At 56.2% G+C, this 20,638-nt stretch carries 19 protein-coding genes and 1 pseudogene; 8 read left to right on the top strand and 12 right to left on the bottom strand.

Going from position 1 to position 20,638, the window contains the following annotated elements:
- Positions 1–24: 24 nt before the first annotated feature.
- Positions 25–546 (bottom strand): fimbrial protein, encoded by a 522-nt coding sequence (locus INT12_RS25035; protein WP_193040258.1) that lies wholly within the window; start codon positions 544–546, stop codon positions 25–27.
- 462 nt (positions 547–1,008) lie between these two features.
- Between INT12_RS25035 and arsA the strand changes: the two genes are divergently transcribed.
- A complete protein-coding gene (gene arsA, locus INT12_RS25030) occupies positions 1,009–2,769 on the top strand; it encodes an arsenical pump-driving ATPase (protein WP_193040259.1) in 1,761 nt (586 codons plus the stop codon).
- Positions 2,770–3,013: 244 nt separating this feature from the next.
- Here arsA and INT12_RS25025 read toward each other — a convergent pair whose 3' ends face one another.
- Complete coding sequence (locus tag INT12_RS25025; protein WP_193040260.1) at positions 3,014–3,289, bottom strand: hypothetical protein; 276 nt, start codon at positions 3,287–3,289, stop codon at positions 3,014–3,016.
- A 299-nt stretch (positions 3,290–3,588) separates the two neighbouring features.
- Here INT12_RS25025 and INT12_RS25020 point away from each other — a divergent pair, with 299 nt between their 5' ends.
- On the top strand, positions 3,589–3,819 hold the full coding sequence (locus tag INT12_RS25020; protein ID WP_017845892.1) for a hypothetical protein: 231 nt from the start codon (positions 3,589–3,591) through the stop codon (positions 3,817–3,819).
- Positions 3,820–4,040: 221 nt separating this feature from the next.
- Here INT12_RS25020 and INT12_RS25015 read toward each other — a convergent pair whose 3' ends face one another.
- The 3 genes from INT12_RS25015 to INT12_RS25005 all read right to left on the bottom strand — a co-directional run bounded on the left by INT12_RS25015 (position 4,041) and on the right by INT12_RS25005 (position 7,585).
- Entirely contained in the window at positions 4,041–5,054 is a 1,014-nt protein-coding gene (locus INT12_RS25015) for an isocitrate dehydrogenase (protein WP_017845891.1), read from the bottom strand.
- Positions 5,055–5,602: 548 nt separating this feature from the next.
- Complete coding sequence (locus INT12_RS25010) at positions 5,603–6,847, bottom strand: malic enzyme-like NAD(P)-binding protein (RefSeq protein WP_193040261.1); 1,245 nt, start codon at positions 6,845–6,847, stop codon at positions 5,603–5,605.
- 507 nt (positions 6,848–7,354) lie between these two features.
- On the bottom strand, positions 7,355–7,585 hold the full coding sequence (locus tag INT12_RS25005) for a hypothetical protein (protein WP_017845889.1): 231 nt from the start codon (positions 7,583–7,585) through the stop codon (positions 7,355–7,357).
- Between the two features lie 141 nt (positions 7,586–7,726).
- Between INT12_RS25005 and INT12_RS25000 the strand changes: the two genes are divergently transcribed.
- Positions 7,727–9,388: a SulP family inorganic anion transporter gene (locus INT12_RS25000; protein WP_104902737.1), complete on the top strand. Its 1,662-nt coding sequence runs from the start codon at positions 7,727–7,729 to the stop codon at positions 9,386–9,388.
- Between the two features lie 60 nt (positions 9,389–9,448).
- Here the strand turns inward: INT12_RS25000 and INT12_RS24995 are convergent, their stop codons facing one another.
- The 3 genes from INT12_RS24995 to INT12_RS24985 form a co-directional block, all read right to left on the bottom strand.
- On the bottom strand, positions 9,449–9,634 hold the full coding sequence (locus INT12_RS24995) for a ribbon-helix-helix protein, CopG family (protein WP_017845887.1): 186 nt from the start codon (positions 9,632–9,634) through the stop codon (positions 9,449–9,451).
- Between the two features lie 131 nt (positions 9,635–9,765).
- Entirely contained in the window at positions 9,766–9,933 is a 168-nt protein-coding gene (locus INT12_RS24990) for a hypothetical protein (protein WP_017845886.1), read from the bottom strand.
- A gap of 295 nt (positions 9,934–10,228) precedes the next feature.
- The gene (locus INT12_RS24985) at positions 10,229–11,614 is read right to left on the bottom strand and encodes a PLP-dependent aminotransferase family protein (protein WP_017845885.1); all 1,386 of its coding nucleotides are present in this window, start codon (positions 11,612–11,614) and stop codon (positions 10,229–10,231) included.
- 521 nt (positions 11,615–12,135) lie between these two features.
- Here INT12_RS24985 and INT12_RS24980 point away from each other — a divergent pair.
- Both INT12_RS24980 and INT12_RS24975 read left to right on the top strand, forming a co-directional pair.
- The gene (locus tag INT12_RS24980; protein ID WP_017845884.1) at positions 12,136–12,921 is read left to right on the top strand and encodes a sulfite exporter TauE/SafE family protein; all 786 of its coding nucleotides are present in this window, start codon (positions 12,136–12,138) and stop codon (positions 12,919–12,921) included.
- A 22-nt stretch (positions 12,922–12,943) separates the two neighbouring features.
- Positions 12,944–13,696 carry an SDR family NAD(P)-dependent oxidoreductase gene (locus INT12_RS24975; protein ID WP_017845883.1) on the top strand — a complete coding sequence of 251 codons (753 nt, stop codon included), beginning with the start codon at positions 12,944–12,946 and terminating at the stop codon, positions 13,694–13,696.
- Positions 13,697–14,041: 345 nt separating this feature from the next.
- On the opposite strand, the gene INT12_RS24970 is transcribed toward INT12_RS24975, so the two are convergent.
- Positions 14,042–14,983, bottom strand: a complete 942-nt coding sequence (locus INT12_RS24970; protein ID WP_193040673.1) for an aromatic alcohol reductase — start codon at positions 14,981–14,983, stop codon at positions 14,042–14,044.
- A gap of 97 nt (positions 14,984–15,080) precedes the next feature.
- Between INT12_RS24970 and INT12_RS24965 the strand changes: the two genes are divergently transcribed.
- Positions 15,081–15,494, top strand: coding sequence for a winged helix-turn-helix transcriptional regulator (locus INT12_RS24965; RefSeq protein WP_193040674.1), 414 nt, complete (start codon positions 15,081–15,083; stop codon positions 15,492–15,494).
- 283 nt (positions 15,495–15,777) lie between these two features.
- Here the strand turns inward: INT12_RS24965 and INT12_RS31785 are convergent, their stop codons facing one another.
- Positions 15,778–16,581, bottom strand: coding sequence for an endonuclease NucS domain-containing protein (locus tag INT12_RS31785; protein ID WP_193040675.1), 804 nt, complete (start codon positions 16,579–16,581; stop codon positions 15,778–15,780).
- A gap of 247 nt (positions 16,582–16,828) precedes the next feature.
- A complete protein-coding gene (locus INT12_RS24955) occupies positions 16,829–17,563 on the bottom strand; it encodes an HNH endonuclease (RefSeq protein WP_193040676.1) in 735 nt (244 codons plus the stop codon).
- A 12-nt stretch (positions 17,564–17,575) separates the two neighbouring features.
- On the opposite strand from INT12_RS24955, the pseudogene INT12_RS24950 reads away from it, so the two are divergent.
- Positions 17,576–17,755, top strand: a pseudogene (locus INT12_RS24950) (transposase); the annotation flags it as partial.
- A 166-nt stretch (positions 17,756–17,921) separates the two neighbouring features.
- Here the strand turns inward: INT12_RS24950 and INT12_RS24945 are convergent.
- Positions 17,922–18,533, bottom strand: a complete 612-nt coding sequence (locus INT12_RS24945) for an EcsC family protein (protein ID WP_223522833.1) — start codon at positions 18,531–18,533, stop codon at positions 17,922–17,924.
- Positions 18,534–18,923: 390 nt separating this feature from the next.
- Between INT12_RS24945 and INT12_RS24940 the strand changes: the two genes are divergently transcribed.
- Complete coding sequence (locus INT12_RS24940) at positions 18,924–20,264, top strand: transposase (RefSeq protein WP_226926299.1); 1,341 nt, start codon at positions 18,924–18,926, stop codon at positions 20,262–20,264.
- Positions 20,265–20,638: the final 374 nt, after the last annotated feature.

Genomic DNA, 20,638 nt, shown 5'->3' with positions numbered 1-20,638 from the left:
AGCGTGCCCGGCCTGTCTTAGTGATCAGTTATAAATAACTGTGAAATCACTGACGGCGTTGCCGGAACCGGCCACCACTGGAGCGGTTGCCACATATTTGGCGAAGAAGTTGAAGGTGGTGTCGGCTACCGGAGAAAGAGGCTTGCTGACGGACGGGGAGCCCACGGGAATCAACGTAGAGGCATCCCCCTCATACACACCGATCGCCACACCCTCGGCGGTTCCAGCCCCACTCGTCAGGGCAATCAAACTGCTGTTATTCCCGTCGGTCGGGCCATCAAACTTTACGACCGCGCTGGTGGCCGTGGCCGGGCAGTTAGTCAGGACGATATCGAACCGGGTCGGGGCCGCGGTATCGCCGACATTGGCCAATGCCGTTGAACTGACCGTCCCCATTGTCACCGTCTGATTGGCAGTACCGGGTGTAACAGTACACGCGGCATCGGTGATCGTACCGGTGAAGTTAATAGTGCCGTCCGCCGCATGGCTGAGCGCCGAAAATGCAGAGCACGCCAACAATGTGCATACGATTAATTTTTTATTCACACGACTATTCCTTATCACGTCAAGTTATGCAGGCATTCAACTAACTACTGGGGAGCAAGTCTCAATGCCAACCTTTTTCTAGAGCAAACAGCTCCACAGGCGGATGACTGTCAGCCAGCTCGTCTTTGCTTTTCAGATTTGCCCTCTTGTTGTGAGAGAGCGGCGTCGATGATCAAGGCTTTTTAAAGAAATACCTACGTCGAAAAATCGGCGTGTGCTGTGGGGCTTTTCTCTGTTTTCCAATTATTTGAATTGCAGCACGCTCGACGATGTGATCCGCAGGGCAAAAACCAGCCAAACAGGCTGTTCACTTGGGCTGTGGATTACTGCCCTCTTCCGACAGAACACTCCTCTATCAGGACGGTAAAAATTACCGTTTGATTGATATGACCCCATTGGCGATTCTGAACATCGGTCTAAACTGCAAAACCCAGTCATGCTCCGCAAGGGAGTCAGCGCGCCATGCAGCCCACCCTCAAATTGCTCGATCAACCCACCCGATATATGTTCTTCACCGGCAAGGGCGGTGTCGGCAAAACGTCGGTCTCAACCGCGGTATCACTCGCACTGGCCGAGGCCGGCAAGAAGGTACTGCTGGTCAGCACGGACGCCGCCTCGAACCTTGACGAGATGCTCGGCGTCGAGCTGAGCAATCAGCCTGTCGCGGTGCCGCACGTGCCTGGAATGTTCGTGCTCAATATCGACCCAGGGACCGCAGCAATTGACTATCGGGCCCGGGTGATCGAGCAAATGGGCGACCATGCCCGCGATGAAGACATCGCCTTGGTGCGTGAGCAACTCTCCGGGGCATGCACGACCGAAATCGCAACCTTCGATGAGTTCTCCCACCTGCTGTCGCAGGGCAGCGCGGCGTATGACCACATCGTGTTCGATACCGCGCCCACGGGGCACACGCTCAGATTGTTGAGCCTGCCAAAAGCGTGGAGCGGTTTTCTAAAAGGCAACGATCGTGGCGCATCATGCCTGGGGCCGCATTCGGGCTTGAAAATGCAGGAGCAGTTGTTCAATCAGGCATTGGTGGCGCTCAATGATCCAGCCCTGACCACCGTTGTTCTGGTGACGCGCCCTGATAAAGGCGCCCTCAGCGAGGCTGCACGCTCCAGCGACGAACTCCGTGAACTGGGCTTGAACCACCAGCGCCTGGTGGTCAATGCTGTATTTAAACGCAGCGACTTAAATGACCCGATCGCCGCCGCGATCGAAGCTATGGGCCAGCAAGCGCTCGACGAGATGCCCGCGTCACTGCGTCAGCTTTCAGCCGACTACATCCCACTCAAGGCCGTGGATTCGGTTGGCTTACCCGCGCTTCGCGCACTGCTGACACCCGAGCTTGCTGTCCCTGCCAGCATTGCAAACCCAGTTCCGTCGCGCCTGGAATATCCCGCACTCGCGGAATTGATCGCCGAGTTAGCCCACGCCCAGCGCGGCCTGATCATGGTCATGGGCAAAGGCGGCGTGGGCAAAACCACCATTGCCGCCGCCATCGCCCTGGGACTGGTACAGCATGGCAAGTCCGTACACCTGAGTACGACAGATCCTGCAGCGCATCTGGCGGTAACCCTCAATGCCGACGTGCAGGGACTCAGCGTCGGCCGCATCGACCCTAAGGTCGAGACCCAAAAATACGTGGACAAGATCGTCGCCTCCCGCGCGCCAAGCCTGACGGAAGACGAAACCGCCTTGCTCATCGAGGATCTGCAATCCCCGTGTACCGAAGAGGTCGCGGTGTTCCACGCATTCTCCCGTGTGGTTGCGCAAGCCAGAAGTGCATTCGTGGTACTCGACACGGCCCCCACAGGTCACTCCCTGCTCCTGATGGACGCCACAGGCGCCTATCACCGCCAGATGGTTCGCGAATTCAAAGGCAAAGCCTCGGACCACATCGTCACGCCGCTGATGCGCCTGCAAGATGCGGACTACACCAAGATCATCCTCGTCACGCTGCCCGAAGCCACCCCGGTGTCGCAGGCGGCAGCGCTGCAGGATGACTTGCGCAGGGCCGACATCGAACCGTTTGCCTGGGTGGTCAATAAGTCGTTGCTGGCCACCGATACGACAGACCCGCTGCTGCGAGCGCGCCTGGATAGCGAGCGCAAACAAATGGCGAGAGTGGCCGAAGAAACCAACCATGCTGTCATCGTAGTGCCGTGGACGGCGGAGCCGCCGGTTGGCGTCGCCGGGTTGAAGCGCTTGCTGGATTGAAGTGTCGCTCGGCTTGCTCACACCGTGCGCCTGGATGACTGGAACGACACCAGCAAAAAAGCCTGCAGGGCTGCAGGCTTTTCTCTATCTGGCACGACCTGGATGCGAATAGAAAACCAGCATCTGTGTCCCAATGAAATCAGGCTGATTTATATCTTTACGATGATCCCAATCAAGTTCGTATCCTAGGCGAACCTGGCTGCGCTCAGCCAAGCGTACTGTCGATCAGAGCCGTGACTGCCTGTCAGTCTTCAGCCCCTGCTCTCAGCACCGAGACAAAGCGTTCCAATGAAGGATCTTGCTCAGCGTGCCGCTTAATCCGGCCGATGAACATCCACTCATATTCCGCCCAAAAAACCCGAGCAGTCTTGGGGGCTTTGCAGTCGAATACAACTTGATAGATCCCTGTTTCTCGCTGCCGAACGACGACACATTGCTCAAGGCCAACCAACAGTCGTTGCCCTGGCTCCAGGGGTGGAGCATTCAGCGCAAGGCGTTTCTCAATTGCTGTTTTGCGCATGATGACTGTCGTCCTTAAAATTCAGAAACCTTATGCATTGAATCAAAAGCAAAGCCAGCCGCATGGCGGTGTGCCTTGAACGCCAGGGCATTGGGCGGACCCGCGTGGCTCAGGCGCTTCGACAGCTCTGCACACGACTATCCTCCACTGGATCATATGTGCATAATATTATCATGCAGTGATAATAGAAAGGCAATCGACGTCGCCCTGGCCTCAGGCCCGGACGAGGTCTTTTGATTGATTGCCAGGAGGCAGAGACATGCATGAAAGCAGCACTACGTGAGCGCTTGGAGACCCGTATGAAACGTGAAGACGTAAAAACCAAATACGCTGAAGGCATTCAGTTTGATACCCATTTGATTGCCAACCCGGCCAACACCCAGGAGTGGATCGTCTTCTTTAAAAAGGATGCCGGAAGAAGCTTCTTCCTAGTCAATGACAACGAAGAAATCGAACCTTTTCGGTACCTTGATGATTTGATTCATGAGCTGCGCGAAATCGGTATCAAGGTAGCTGAAATTCATTTCTGAATTGTTTCCTTGGCACCTCGCGCATCTACAAGTGCGATCGCAGCAAATAATGATGTTGGATTAACGTCTATTAACGCCAACGTTATGGCAACAAAAGACTGCTGGAGGACTCGAGTATCAGAAGGTTTTCCAGCCAGCGGCCCTACGGGCAGGTCCGCGTGGAGCACACGTAGAAAGTCGCCAGCTCGCAGTGAGCTGGCGCGCGTTTCCTGACGCTCTACTCAGGCATGCAAGTAGGCCACCAAGGCATCGGCGAAGGACTCAGTGGTACCGGCCCCGCCCATATCGGGTGTCACTTGATCACGGGAGTTTTCCAGAACAACGCGGATAGCAGTACGAATGCGCGTGCCCTTGTCCACCATACCCAGGTAATCAAGCATGTCTGCGGCGGCCAATAACAATGCACACGGGTTCGCGATGTTCTTGCCGGCGATGTCCGGTGCCGAACCGTGGACCGCTTCGAAGATGGCAGCATCGGCGCCGATGTTGGACCCCGGCGCCAAGCCCAACCCACCGACCAGGCCTGCGCACAGGTCTGAAAGGATGTCGCCAAACAGGTTGGTGGTGACGATGACATCGAATTGATGGGGATTCATCACCAACTGCATACAGGCATTGTCGACGATCATCTCGTGGAATTCGATTTCCGGATAATCCTCGGCGACCTCACGCGCCACGTCAAGGAACAGCCCGGAGCACGACTTGATGATGTTGGCCTTGTGTACCGCGGTCACTTTTTTGCGACCTTTGCTACGAGCCAGCTCGAACGCGTAGCGCACGATGCGTTCGGAGGCTGTGCGTGTTACGCGAATACTTGCCAGAGCGACTTCGCCGTCTTCCGAAATACTTTGCCCTTCTGGCAGGTACGCCCCTTCGGTATTTTCACGCACCGTGATGATATCGATACCTTCAAAGCGCGAACGAGTGCCGGGGAAACTGATCGCCGGTCGGACGTTGGCGTAGAGATCGAAGTGGCGGCGAAGGTGGACGTTGATCGAGGAGAAGCCGCGGCCAATCGGCGTGGTCAGAGGGCCTTTGAGTGCGACGCCGTGTTTGGCGATCGTATCGATGGACGCGGGCGGCATCAGCTGCCCATGCTGCTGCAAGGCCTCCAAGCCGGCCTCAACGAAGTCGTACTGAAGATTGCAGTCAAGGGCATCGAGTACGCGTAGCGTCGCTTGCATGATCTCAGGGCCGATGCCGTCACCCTTGATGATTGCGATGGTTTTGCTCATGGTCTCTTCCTTAACAGCGCTGTGTCAGCCTGCTGTATTGATGGGGTCACTGAGACTGGTGTCACGAGTCTGCTGATAGGCATTGACTGTCTGACGGCTTTCACCGCGGCAGAGTGCTATGTTTCATCCTCCGCGCCGTGACCGCGCAGGTCATTGCGGATCAATTGACGAGCGACCTGAACGGGTGTCAGCTCTCGCTATGGATGCGGCGGTTACAGGTGAGCGCCCGGATCAAGCGTGCAGTCATTTGCTCCATCGATGACGCGCATAACATTAACATACAATGCTAATTCCACGTGGTAGAAAGCAGCGTTTTCCGGATGATACCAAGGTCTTAGAACGCCTGTGCGTGACAGGGTGAGATCGCTTTTAGGCAGGCATAAAAGGAAGACGGGTTGTGGCTCGGATCATTCAAGAACGGATGATCTTGCAAATGGCGGGCTGTCGATGTTCAGGAGCTGCGGCGGCCGGATGTCCGCCGAGTGCGACAGCTGCCAACCGTGCAAAAGGTCGTGCAACTGCCGCACATCAGCCTGATGGACCTCCGCTTACAGCGGGTAGTGCGCCGGGTAATGCAGCTTCGCAACACCGGTGTCGATAGCGGCCTTGGCCACTGCGCCGGCGATTGCCCCGAGCAGGCGAGCATCGAGCGCTTTGGGGAGAATGTAATCGCGCCCAAACTCAAGCTTGTCGACGTTGAACGCTCGCAGCACTTCCACAGGGGTTGGCTCTTTGGCCAATTGGCGCAGTGCTTCCACTGCCGCAATTTTCATCGCTTCGTTGATCCGGGTTGCCCGAACATCCAGGGTGCCGCGGAAGATGAACGGAAAGCCCAGAACGTTATTGACCTGGTTCGGGTAGTCGGAGCGACCGGTCGCCATGATCAAGTCATCACGCGTGGCCATGGCCAGCTCGTAGCTGATTTCAGGATCGGGGTTCGAGCAGGCAAACACGATCGGCTTGGGAGCCATCGCCGCCAGCGCTTCAGCCGGAAGCAGATTGGCTCCAGACAACCCCACGAACACATCGGCACCGTTCATGGCTTCCATCAACGTGCGCGGGCCACCGTCGTTAACGAATTGTGCTTTGTATTGGTTGAGGTCTTTGCGCGCCGAGTGGATGACACCGGTACGATCGACCATGTACAGATTGCTTTTTTGCGCGCCAAGGCTGAGCAGCAGGCGCATGCACGCCGTGGCTGCGGCACCGGCGCCGAGGCAGACGATTCTCGCGCTCTCCAGCGTTTTGCCCTGAATCTCCAGCGCATTGAGCATGCCGGCCGCGGTGACGATGGCGGTGCCGTGCTGGTCGTCATGGAAGACCGGGATGTTGCACTGTTCGATCAGTGCGTCCTCGATTTCAAAGCACTCAGGGGCTTTGATGTCTTCCAGATTGATCCCACCAAAGGTGTCGGCGATACGCACAACGGTGTCGATAAAAGCCTGGGAACTCTCGGCATTGACTTCGATATCGATCGAGTCGATACCGGCAAAACGCTTGAACAGCAACGCTTTGCCTTCCATGACCGGCTTACTGGCCAAGGGGCCCAGATCGCCGAGACCCAAAATGGCCGTACCGTTTGTGATCACGGCCACCAGATTGCCTTTTCCGGTAAAGCGATAGACGTTCTCCGGGTCCTTCGCGATTTCGCGAACGGGCTCGGCCACGCCAGGGCTGTACGCCAGTGCGAGTTGGGCAGCGGTATCGGCAGGCTTGGTCAGCGCAATGCCGATTTTTCCTGGGGTCGGGAATTCATGGTAATCCAGTGCAGCCTTCTTGAAGTCGGTAGTCATGCGAGCCCCTAATTAGACGTTGATTACAATATTATGTTAACACTATTATAATACAAGGCAACGAGGTCCTGAGCCACAGACCAGGATCGAGTTGCCGGCTTGAATGCTGCTGACGAAGGGGTTTGTCAGCCAGCAGACCAACACTATTGGCCCTAAGACTTCAGGGCGGGCCTGTATTTTTTGGCCAATAGAGCCCTCCTATGCTTGAACCCGTTTAGGCCACCTTGCGTGGCCTTTTTTTTGCGCGCTCGAAAGCCCGGCGCGCTACGCACCAAGCACGACACACTAGGACTCGGGGGTTTGCTTATCGCGTCTTGGAGCCGCCCTACGCACTTCGACAATCGCGTAAGTGCCTGACACGGTTACATACGGGCGTCGACGCGGCTCATGGGGCCGGATCAGCGTTGATCCGTGTCAGGCGATCGCGAAAAAGGATGGGGGGCGTCGATTCTTTCTTTAACAGAACTCAATCTTTACTGACCTGCTCAACCTTTCTGAGGGTGGCTGTCAGAAATGTACTTCGGCAGATTTGATACCCAGCTCGCGAAGCTCATGGATCAGATCATCGAGGCGTCCAAATGACTCCACTTCCTCGTTGTCATTGACCAGAAAATAGCTTCTCCCGGCATCCTTTTTGAAAAGAATGATCCACTCGTGCGTGTTGGCCGGGTTGGCTATCACATGCGTGTCGAAGTGCATGCCTTCCCCGTGTTTGGTTTTGACATCTTCGCGTTTCATGCGCGGTCTCCGAGCATAGGGCTCAGCTCTCTGAGCACTGAATCTAGAGCGTCGCCGGTGTTGTACCGAGGCTAGGCCAATTGCTTTGCTATTATCATAACGTGTGAATAGTATGCACATGCCACCAGAACGAGGCTAGTCATGATTGCGATACGAGAAGCTTGGAAAGCGGGCTTGTTAGGGCGCGAGCATTGGCTTGGAAATATCGTCTCAGGGATCATCGTCGGCGTCGTGGCGCTGCCCTTGGCCATGGCATTTGCGATCGCCTCCGGCGTCAAGCCGGAACAGGGGATCTACACGGCCATTGTGGGTGGTTTGCTGGTTTCGCTGTTCGGCGGAAGCCGGCTGCAGATTGCGGGCCCCACAGGCGCATTCATCGTCATTCTGGCCAGCGTGACAGCCAAGTACGGCGTTGATGGCTTGCAGGTCGCGACAATGATGGCCGGGGCAATTTTGTTGCTGCTCGGCATCACCAAACTTGGCGCACTCATCAAGTTCATACCTGACCCGGTGATTGTGGGATTCACCGCCGGCATCGGGGTGATCATTTGGGTCGGGCAATGGAAAGACTTTCTGGGCTTGCCGAAAATCAGTGGCGAGCACTTCCACCAGCGGCTGTGGCACCTCATCCAGGCATTTCCCAACCTTCATGTACCCACGACACTGTTGGCCCTGCTGAGCCTGGCACTGGTGATCCTCGCGCCTAAACTGCCGGGTTTAAAGCGTGTTCCCGGCCCGCTGATCGCGATGGTCGTGGTCACGGCGTTGCATGCCTATTTTCAGTTCGACGGCGTGGCCACGATCGGCAGTGCATTTGGGGGCATTCCTCAAGGCCTTCCCCAAATCGGCCTTCCAGCAATAACGCTGCCCCAGGTCATTGAGTTGATTGGCCCTGCGTTTGCAATCGCGATGCTTGGGGCTATCGAGTCACTGTTGTCGGCGATTGTCGCCGACGGGATGGCCGGCACCAAACATGACTCCAATCAGGAGTTGATCGGACAAGGCATTGCCAACCTGGTCACCCCTCTGTTCGGTGGCTTCGCTGCGACAGGGGCGATCGCTCGAACGGCCACCAACATCCGCAATGGCGGCAATAGCCCAATCGCGGGTATTGCCCACTCCCTCACGTTGATTTTGCTGATCTTCTTTCTGGCGCCGCTGGCTTCGGATATCCCGCTTTGCGCATTGGCGGCGATCTTGTTCGTGGTCGCTTACAACATGAGCGAACTGAAGCACTTCAAGCGCATGGTCAAACGCGCGCCCAAAGCCGACGTTGCCATCCTGCTAATCACCTTCGGCCTGACCGTTTTCAGTGACCTGACGATCGCCGTGAACATTGGGGTGATTCTCGCCATGCTGCAATTCATGCGTCGCATGGCGTCCTCTGTCGAGGTACAGCTAATGGTCGAAGATGAGCTGGAGGCAGAGTTGCGTACAAATGGACATGCACATCTTCCTCCCGGTGTTTTGGTCTACACCATCGAGGGGCCTCTGTTCTTTGGCGCCGCAGAAACCTTTGAACGTGTTTTGGCGCAAACGCACACCGATCCCAGAACGTTGATTATTCGCCTGAAGCGCGTGCCGTTCATGGACATCACGGGCTTGCAAACGCTGCTCGAAGTCATTGAGCAACTGCACAAGCGCGGCATTGTCGTAAAGCTGTGTGAAGCCAATGAGAAAGTGCTTGGCAAGCTCGACCGGGCCGGGATTCTTCAGGTGCTCGGTTCACAGCATTATCATGCGGACTTCAATGGCGCACTGGTCAGCCATGCCCAGATCAACGAGAGTCAGGGCGAGACGTAGGAGGCAGTGAATGACGCGCGATGAGCAGGCACTTGTCGTGCCCGCTCATACAGGGATGAATTACTTGGCATTGGCCGCAATTTTGCTTTTGGTCGCGTAGGACACGCCATGCGTCTCGAGGTAGTCCCGAATCAGCTGACGAACGACCTGAGAAGGTGTCAGGTCCTGAGACGCGCAAAGCTCCTCAAGGGCTTTTTTCTTGACGGGATCAATGAGCACAGTCAGTCGTGCAGTCTTGTTTTCCATGGAATTGCCTGTCGCCTAAATCGATCAATGATAATCAAATTATAATAGCAGGGCATTCATTTGTCACCGCTTAGGTTCGCCGCTGCACTGTTCGATCCGAAAGCCCGAGCACCTTCGAAAACACATGGTGGTCACGTAGCGGGGGCGATTACCAACTCCGACGGAAATCCTTTCTCCATCATCGAATGAAGCTCAAATGCGCTGGTGGTCTTGAGTTTCGTGCCTTCACCAAACAGCAGCGGTAAAGGCCTGGCCGGATCGTATGCTGTTGCTTGTAGGGTTTTGCTCGCCGGAATCATGCCCTCCCCCCTCCGCCATATGGCTAAAAAATATCGCCAACGGCAAAGAAAGCCATCCGACGATGGGCAGCTAGATCACAAGAACGCTAAAAAACCGCGAAGCCGAATGGGTGACTGGCCGCGCAAGGTTTTGGGCGAGTCGTATCATGACGGGACTAGGCTGACATCCGGCTTGCCAACTCTCGCGGCAGAGAAGGTGAGCCGAGGAACGTCGCACGAGCGGCGCTCAATCTTGAGAGCGCAAAAGACCTCAAGACAATCGCCTTCAGGCCTCCCGCCGACCTCCCCACAACAATCAATAAAACAACCGCGGCTCCGGCGCAGCCAGCAGGCTGACCAACTTGGTCAACGCAAACCCCAACTCCGCACGGCTAGGGCCCATCAGGGCGATGCGTACCCCACGGGTGCTGGCGCTGCGCTGGGCCAGGAACTGGCTGCCACTGACCACGATCACGCCGTTGGCGCGCGCGAGGTTGGCGAACTCGTCGCTGGTCCAGGGCTCGGGCAATTCGAGCCACACATGGAAGCTGTTGGGTTGGGTGCGAATGTCGTACGAGCCCAGTAGCTGCCGCGCCAGGCGCTGGCGCTCCGCGGCTTCCTCCTGTTGCACACGCACCAATTGCGCCCCACGGCCACTGGTGATCAGGTTGCTGGCCAATTGGGCCATTAGCGGCGACGGCATCCACACACTGCTGCGCACCATGGACGACAGCCGCGATAGGGTTTGCGGCGGCGCGTACAGGTAACCGATGCGCAGGGCCGGTAGCAAGCTCTTGGACAGGCTGGTCAGGTATACCGAGCGCTCCGGGGCATAGGCCGACAACGGCTTGTGCGCGGGGCGTGTCTCAAGAAAGCCGTAGATATCATCATCGATGACGTACAGGTCAAACTCGCGGGCGATCTCGGCGATTTCCAGGCGACGCGATTCGGGCATGATCGAGTTGGTGGGGTTCTGGTGCGTCGCCACCGTCACCAGCAGCGTGGGCCGGTGCTCGATGCACGCGGCCCGCAGCGCCGCCGGCACCAGGCCGTACTCATCGACCTGCACCCCGTGCAGGCGACGACCTAGGCTGTGGGCCAGGGAGATGATCCCTGGATAACAATATTCCTCACACAAAATCATATCGCCGACGCTGGACAGGCCGCCGATGGCCACCAGCAAGCCGTGTTGGGCACCAGCGGTCAACACGATCTGTTGGGCGTTGGCGTCCGGCAGGCAGCGCTGCACCCACAACGCGCCGGCCTCCTTATGCACGGAATGGCCGCCGTCGGTGACGTAATCCAGGATCGATCCCAACTCGGGCGCCTGCGCCAACTCCTCGATTGCTCCTCGCAGCCAGTCGCTCATGCCGGCGTCGCAGGGCTTGATGATCGACAGGTCTATCTGCCCGGTATCTACCTTGGAGGCAACGCCGAGTCTGGCCACCGGCGCCAAGACACCGCGGGTCGGCAGCACGAATGTGCCTCGCCCCACTTCCCCGATCACCAGGCCGCGCTTGGCCGCCTCGTCGTAGGAGCGGCCGATGGTGCCCGGCGTCACTTTCAACGCCTCAGCCAGTTCCTTGAGGGTAGGCAGGCGCTCGCCCGCGGCCAAGTGTCCGGAAGCGATGTCCCGCGCCAGTGCGTCGGCGATCATCAAGTAAACCGGCTGGCCATGGCCGCTGTATTCAGGAACCCACATAGGAACGACACCAGAAACAACTGAAGCGCGAAATCCTACCATGAAATTTTTCATAAGCGTAATCGCACAACAATCGACTCAATATTAGTCGATTCAAAACATTACACCGATCAAATGCATGTCATTTATTTTCTACCGAAACACAAGACTTCAGCCGTCACCGCAAGGCAACGCGACCGAATTTTGCACGGAGCATCTGCACCATAGGGGAGGGAAAGTGCAGTCCGGCAGCAGCTGCTGCAGATTTTATTGCCAATTAAAATCAATAAAATCATCAGGTTATGATCAGTCAAGCGAAACAATGTCAATTTAAGTATCAAAAACATATTGAGTCGATTTATTTCAAGGAATTAGAATGATTGAATCGATTCAATATTTTTTACCCATCCACATCAAAATATGGAACTTCACCTGAAATGGAAAGCGCAAACCTCAAGACCGCAGTCGACGCTGCCACAGCCGCGCCGACCACCTTTACGAAGTCCTTTCCTGATCGCCACATTGACTAAACAGGTACCACCATGGAATTACTCGGATCGTTCTGGGCCCAGCACTGGATACTGGCCATCATGCTGCTGGGCACAATCGCTTTTGTCGCCGGCTTCGTAGACAGCATTGCCGGGGGGGGCGGGCTGTTCCTAGTGCCTGGTTTCCTGCTGGTGGGGCTGCCGCCGCAGGTAGCGCTGGGCCAGGAAAAGCTGGTCAGCACCCTAGGCACTCTGGCCGCCATCCGCAACTTCTTCGCCAACAGCAAGATGGTATGGAAAGTGGCGCTGGTGGGCGTGCCGTTCGCGCTGCTGGGCGCTTACATGGGCGCCCACCTGATCGTGTCGATTTCCCCGGAAACCGTGGGCAAGATCATCCTGGCGCTTATCCCTCTTGGCATCTTGATCTTTCTCACGCCCAAGGACCGGCCGGTACAAGAGCACACACTCAGCAACCGCATGCTCTTCACCGTAGTGCCCCTGACCTGCTTGGTCATCGGTTTCTACGACGGCTTTTTCGGGCCGGGCACTGGCAGCATGTTCATCATCGCCTTCCACTACCTGCTGAAGATGGACCTGGTGTCCAGCTCGGCCAACTCGAAAAGCTTCAACTTCGCCTCCAACATTGGCGCGCTGGTCGCCTTCATTGTGGCCGGTAAGGTGGTGTACCTGCTGGCCCTGCCACTAGTGGCCTGCAACATCCTGGGCAACCACATAGGCAGCGCCCTGGCCATCCGTAAAGGCAACGATGTTGTGCGCAAGGTGCTGGTGCTTTCGATGCTTTGCCTGTTCGCCAGCCTTGGCGTGAAGTACCTGGCTTGATTCAACCCTCAAGGAGAACCTGATGAAAACTGCATTTGTGACCGGCGCTTCCGCTGGCTTCGGCAAGGCCATCTGCCGCGCATTGATCGCTGACAATTACCGCGTGATCGGCGGCGCCCGCCGCGCAGATAAATTGGCGGAACTGAAGCGCGAACTGGGCGAGCACTTCATTGCCCTGCCCCTGGACGTGACAGACGCCGCCTCGCTGGACGCGGCTTGCGAATCGATTCGCGACTCGTCGCTGCACATCGACCTGCTGGTGAACAACGCCGGCCTGGCACTGGGTATCGACCGCGCCCAGAGCGCCGATGCCAAGAACTGGGAACGCATGATCGCCACGAACGTCACCGGCCTGGCCATGGTCACCCACAAGCTGCTGCCGGCCATGGTGGAAGCTAACAACGGGCTGATCATCAACATCGGCTCCATTGCCGGCACGTATCCCTACCCGGGCGGCAACGTATACGGCGCCAGCAAGGCCTTCGTTAAACAGTTCAGCCTGAACCTGCGCGCAGACCTCGCAGGCACCAGGGTACGGGTCAGCAACATCGAGCCGGGGCTGTGCTCGGGCACGGAGTTTTCACTGGTACGCCTGGCCGGTGACCAGGACGCGGTGAACGCGCTGTACCGCGACGTGGAGGCAATCCGCCCTGAGGATCTGGCCAACACGGTGGTGTGGATCGCAGGCCAGCCGCCGCACGTGAACATCAACTCGGTGGAAATCATGCCGGTAGCCCAGAGTTACGCCGCGCTGAACATCGCCCGCAACCTGTAGCCCGGGCATGCCGGTGGCTGGCACCAGGGCAGGGATTTATGCCGGGCCAAGCGTTCCAAGCGTTGCTATAACGCGCCACTACCCATGAAGGAGTCTTATGGATACCGCGCGACACCGCCAATACCCTGCTCGCTTTCCGGTAGTCGCCCGTGAGTGCAGCTTTACCTAGGCCGTGGCTAAGTGAAACGACTGCAGTGACTTTCATGGGGCTTACCTCTGAATCGAAGGATCAGAGACAGCTTCATGCCAATCACGCTGGGCGCTTTGGTTGTTGGGTCAACCCTGTCTAGTCCTGAAATAGGTGTAAACCTATTTCAGGACTAGACATCTGGCAGACCACCCCATTCACTTCAGGTTCTGCTCAATCCAACCGGCCGTCGTCGTCAGATCAATACCGTGTGCGGCATTGAAGGTCTGGCTCTTATCCCAAGCAACTCCTTTACCTTCAGCGAACACAGCCCGGTACTTGCTTAGCTGGTCATTCGGAGCAGCATCGAGATCGTTCTTCAATTTGGGAACGCTCCATTCGATGCGAGATACCGTGCGGTTGAGTCTTGCATCAATCGCATCCGCCAACTGTGCGTAGGTCAGGGTGTCTCCGGCCACGAAGACCACCTGATTGGCAAGGCGAGGCTTGGCGAACACAATCTTCGCCGTCAGCATCCCTATATCTTCTGGCGTAGTAACGGTGACCTGAGTATCCCAACTGCCTAGCGCATGAACAGTGTTTTTTGCCAGGTCAACCACGCCAAACGCCGGCTCGAACAAGAAGCTTGTAAACATCCCTGTGGAGACGATGATCCATTCGGTTGTGCGCTGCGCACGCAGTAGTTCACGGACCTCAAGTTGCTCATCAAACAAATCCTGCGCACTGCCTTTGCCAATCACGTCGTAGTCCACGCCAAACTGCCACGGCACGTAGCGTTTTACACGTGCCTGAAGCACAGCACGGGTGAGTTTCAGCTGGGTGCCAGCACCGGCGATAAAACCTACGCAACTGATGATCGTGTCGAATCGGGCGAAATGCTCGGCAAGTTCCTCAACTGAATCGTTAATGACGTCAGCCTGCAAAATGGATACGCCCAGCCCACGGAGTTCTTCAATGGCGTGCGCTTTAGAAGCGTCTTGAATCACGGCCACGGGTGGACGCAGAAGCACGCTAAGACGAACGCCTGCATCCTTCTTGTTTGGCACAGCCCTGGCCAACTCGCGCAGCACGGACATGCCGAGTTCACCGGCCCCCAGCACCAGGATGTTGTCGGTTTCCACTGGTTTTGGCGCTTGCATGAATGTTCTCCAATGTGCAGATCAACGTGAGTGAGCGTTATCCTGTCACCATTGGAGCCTGCCCATAAGTAGGTACACGAGTGATCCTGGGGGGCGAATGGATAACGAAGAAATCATTAGGCAGTCGCAAGCTGCATGCGAAGCGCTCAGCGCAGAAGATGATGGTTTGAAGCGGGAAGTTCTCACCCATGCAGGTAATCGCTGGTCGCTGGGAATCGTCCACACACTAGGAGTGGAGGGACGGCTGCGGCATGCGGAGATAGCCAGGCGCATGAGTGGCGTGACGCAGCGGATGTTGACCCGCAGTTTGCGCCAGCTGGAAAGAGACGGCCTGGTTCTACGCCGGGATTACAACGAGGTGCCGCCACGTGTCGACTACGAATTATCCGAGCTGGGACGGGGCCTGCTAGCGCGGATGATTCCATTGTGGATGTGGGTAGCAGAGAACGCCGAAGGTTTTCGCGATGCTCGTATTCTCTATGATTCTGATATTTCGAATGATACGGAGTGACAGCTTCTGGCCGATTGTGTTGAAAAAGTCGACCCGACCTGGTGACCCATGCATTGAGCGGTGAAAGCGCCTTTTTTGCACGCCGCTACGTCAAATCTGAGTCCTGAACCTTCTGCGCTAAACACAGATTTCAATCTCAGACGCGCACTTTTCTGCCGTGGAAACCGAAGCCGACTTTTTCAACACAATCGGCCAAAAAGAGACCGTGACTCTGCCGGGTCAACGCTCTATTCACGGGAAGATGTCGGCTGGTCACGGCCTTGCTAGGAGGGGTGGCGTCCGGTCAACTATGCAGGCCCACCGATCGAAGCGACACAGCAAGGTCATATTCCATCAGGCGTACGTTTGGCACCTGTGATGCCGCGTACCGTAGTTTTTGGCCGATGTCAGAAGCGACGATGACGCCATACACGCTCCTCTCGCCCGCGAGGTGCTCTTTCACCCAGCCCATGTAACGAAGGATTTGTCCCATTGCCGCGTCCGGCCCACGGCCTACTTTCAGTTCGAGGACGTAGAAGTCGCCGTTTCCCGTCGCCAGGATGTCGATCGGGCCGACGTCAGTTTGGAACTCCACGCCGTCGCGATCGTCCGTGTGGTATAGCGTGAGCGGCGCATCGTGGCCAGGTAACCTTGGAAGTTTTTTAGCGAGGTAATCGCGCAGGTGTGCCTCCAGAGCGAACATGCTGTACGCCTCATCGGATGCCTCAACAGCTTCGACGATCGGCAGCGGATTCTCACCCACCCCGTCAGCGAGGCGGACGATCAGTGCGCCATCGCCAGATTGTGCGATCTCCCACACGCCGTGCTTCTCTGGTTGGTACCAAACGACCCGGCCGCGCCCAGTGCTATACAGGTAATCGTAGGCCGTGTCGGTGAGCCGTGGTTTCTTGTTCTCGTTGTAGTGAATACGTGATGGGTGATTCACCGCCCCCGAGATGATGCTGCATGTCATCGAACTGTCGTTGACGTCATGACCATACATCGACCTTACCTTTGCTTTAATCGCAGGGTATGTGCATTCCCCGTTCATCTGCTGCGCCGCTTCCCGAACCATCTGCCATACCGGCGGGCGGTTGCCATTGCTCACTGTTGTACTCCTCGTTTGTGTTCTGTTTTCGCGTAATGAACCACGCCGTGAGCGTATAGGGTTCACTTAATCGTGGTAGCAATTCGTTAGCCCTTACGGCGAGCTTTGGATAGTAAGCCGCCTTTCAAGAGAGGGCGTAATCGGTCAGTTTCGGCCTTTCATGAGCGTCGATTAAATCTGGTACGGTTCAGCCCATGCCGTTGTGTGCGACCTACTTCCCGGCAGCTTTGATATTGGTGGGTGTGAACTACGCGAAGCCGAACGTATCCCTATGGGCAGCAAGGTAGGGCAAATGCTTTGGATTGAGCTTGCGTAGCTTCATGGATTTCGACAGACCAAACTCTGGAGGCAGCTTTTCGGCAATGCTGGACAGCAGAATAGAGCCATCATCTTTGAATGAGATCAGACCTTGGTCAAACAGGCGATCGTAGTGTGGCGCCAGTAGCAAGCCGTTAAATGGATCGAGCTTGGAATCTGCTTCTGACTGGCTCCAGGGAACAATGTGCGATGCGACCAGCAGCTTGGGCTCCTTTACTCCGGAGAGTGCGCAAGCATCACCCCAAAACCCCATCAATTGCTTCCTGAACTTCTGCTGGCCGACGCGGGCCATGATTGTCGTTGCCCGAGCGGTAATCAGGTTAGCCAAATCTTTTGTACTCCCGACCTGGCCATCTTCATGTTCAACGGCATCGAGCACAGTAACGATGAAGCTGGATTCGGAATTTTCCAGCACGATGGGGCTGATCATATCAACGAGCACTTTCGGGAACTTGATCTCGCGTCCGCTAGTGATCTGAAAGTAATCGACGATATCCAGTTCGAATCGTGGCTCGAATGAGATTTGTAGGAGGCGGCGTGTGCCGTCTACGAAATTGCAGTTTTCACGAACCTCGGTGTGGGAGCCCCAAAGAATGTGTTCCTTTTTACGGTCGCGGAATGGCTGTTGCCAGGATGTATCCGATAGTTTGATGAGCTTGGCCATGCCAATCCCTTTTCGAATGAGAACACCAATGGGCTGTTAAGACAGTACTTCCCGAAAGGGACTGACCTTGCTGATCACTCGCAAGCCACGCTCAATGAGGTGGCAAGGCAGCTAAATAGCCGCCCTCGGAAAACACTAAACTACGAAACGCCCGCTGAACGATTTAGCCAATCTGTTGCATCGACCGGTTGAATCCACAGCCAAAAGCAGCCAGTCAGCATCCACGAATGGGCCGATTCACGGTGTGTGGTGCTAGGTTAAGATTTATTCACCCCAATTACCCCCAGCAAACTTAACCTGTGGCAGGGGAGCTGACGCCCTGGCCACAGGGAAATCCGGCTATCACTAAGGCGGGTCGTTATGCCGTCGCGACTTCTTTTGGTGTAAATGTATCGCGCGCTACGTTACCGATGGTGTTGGTCGTGTAGGCATCGAAACTCCCACCAATCAAGCCACCCAGCAGGGGCACGGCTTTACCGAGATTGATCACGCCTTTTTCACCAAATTTGGTGAACAGCTTGAAGCCTACCTTTTTGTTTATCTCTATCAGCGTCTTACCGGAAATCGACTTCACTGCGTTCATCGCCAGCTTGTTGCCGACGGCAATGCCGATGTCTTTCAGCACTTCCTTGGCGGAGTTGGCTGTGAGGCAGGCGAAAACCAGGGTCTTTACCTTGTCATCCTTGACGTCGTAGCCACCCAAGTGGGCGATGGCGGCGATCATGCGAATTTGTACGAAAAGCACACTCGTGATGTTGGCGGGCAACGCGACGGGCAGTGTGATCAATCCACCGAGGCCGGTAATGAAGCCTGAGGTGGCCGATTTGGTGTTCTGCCAGCGAATCAGGGAATTAGCTTGATCGTAGGCAGGGCTTTCTTCCTTGGCGTAGCTGGCTGCGAGCTCCTCGGCGGAATCAAGACCGGAGAATCCATTCACAGATCTCTCGTAGGCCCAGTCGAGGACTTGCATTATCTTTTCTTGACTTATCAGTTCCATCTTCAGTCTCGGCGCATGATTGATGGCTTTATGATGCCATACATGTTCCTTTATCCGCATTACCTTGCTTTGAACAATTTTCCTTCGCCACATCCATCCGCCTGCGCCGACGGCAGCACCCCCATTTACTAAATAATTGCCCACATCCGCGACTGTATACCTGCGGATTGTGGTTCGCCAACGTGCGGGGATTCTTGAGGTTCTGACCCCAGTTAGCCGTCTCCACCTGATCAGTAGACTGACCGCTATTGGCCGATTCTGTTGAAAAAGTAGCTCTCCTGTTTGGCCTGGGGCAAAATCACTCCATCGGCCAGCGGGAGAATACGCAGCATGATGGGACAGTTATCGAGTGGGTAGGAGCGGCTGTTTTACTCGTTCAACATTGAAGATCACATCCCAGCCAATCACCTCCTGCGCAGCATTGATCGATGCCTTGATCTCAGCGATCTGCGCCATTATCTCGCCGATTTTTATAGCCCAATCGGGCGCCCATCGATTGATCCCGAACTGATGATTCGCCTGTTGGTGGTGGGCTACTGCTACGGTATTCGCTCCGAACGTCGGTTGTGCGAAGAGGCTCATTTGAACCTGGCATATCGCTGGTTCTGCCGCTTAAGCCTCGAAGACGAAATCCCCAATCACTCTACGTTTTCCAAGAATCGGCACGGTCGCTTTCGTGACAGCTCGCTGTTTCGCTGGCTGTTCAACGAGGTGCTGCGTCGCTGCATGGACGCAGGTCTGGTCAAGGGCGAAGGGTTTGCGGTCGACGCCAGCGTCATCAAGGCAGATGCCAGTCGGCAACGTGGTGTACCTGGCGATGATGAAATCAACTGGCGCGATCCGGCGCTGAGTACTCGCGCCGTGCGTGAGTACCTTGAAGCGCTGGATGAAGAGGCGTTAGGCGAAGCACTGCCTAAGCGCCTGTCATTGACTGATCCACTTTCTCGTTGGACCGCAGCGCCAGGAGGCCCGGCGTTTTTCGCCTACTCGACGAACTATCTGATTGATGTCGAGCATGGCGTGATCATGGATGTGGAGCCGACCCCAGCGCATCGAACCGCCGAGGTCGAGAGCACCAAGACCATGATCGAGCGGGTCGAAGAACAGTTCGACATCAAGCCGGATCGGCTCATCGGCGATACCGCTTACGGCACCGCACCGATGCTGGCCTGGATGGTGAACGAAAAAGACATCGAGCCGCATGTGCCGGTTTGGGACAAAACCGAGCGTAAGAACGAGAGCCTCTCGATCAGTGATTTTCAATGGAATGAAGAAGCGCAGGAATATCGTTGCCCCACGGGGCAAGCCCTGCGCAGTGAGTGGCGGGCCTTCAAGAACCAGCGATCACATGTCACGAAAGCCGACACCATCATCTTTCGATCCCGGCAAACAGACTGCTCTGAATGCTCAATGAAAGAGCGCTGCTGCCCAAACACCTCGTTCCGAAAAATCGCCCGTAGCGTCCATGAGGCGGCACGCAATGTTGCTCGGCGAATTGCCGCAACACCACAATACGTGCGCTCTCGCCATGAGCGCAAAAAGGTCGAAATGTTGTTCGCTCATCTCAAACGAATCCTGAAACTGGATCGATTAAGGCTACGAGGAATGACCGGTGCAAACGACGAATTTACCTTGGCCGCTGCGGTACAGAATTTAAGACGACTGGCGAAACTGACCTCACAAGGGCCGCCGACCACGGGATAGGTACGCCCGGAATCAGCAAAAACCCTCAAATTAACCTATTAACCAAGCTGCAACGGTCAACGCAGAACTGGAAAGCCACGCAACGTGGTGACCAGGTTCTGAAGCGAGGGCCAACGTCGCCTTCTTCCAGCCTGAAATTCCGACTTTTTCAACAGAATCGGCCGATCTCTGCCTGTCGCGACTGACAGTTTTACCCGGCCTGTCTTTGGTTCAAACGACTGCAGCGACTTTCATGATATTTACCTCTGAATCGTAGGACTTGAGATGCATTCATGCTGGTCACACTGTGCGCTTTGACCACCCCGGAAAAATCCAAGGCAAAAAAAAGCCTGCAGCGCTGCAGGCTTTTCCGATCTGGCTCCACGACCTGGACT

Source organism: Pseudomonas sp. K8, assembly GCF_014889455.1.
GTDB lineage: Bacteria > Pseudomonadota > Gammaproteobacteria > Pseudomonadales > Pseudomonadaceae > Aquipseudomonas > Aquipseudomonas veronii.
This window is presented reverse-complemented; position numbering and strand designations above follow the sequence as displayed.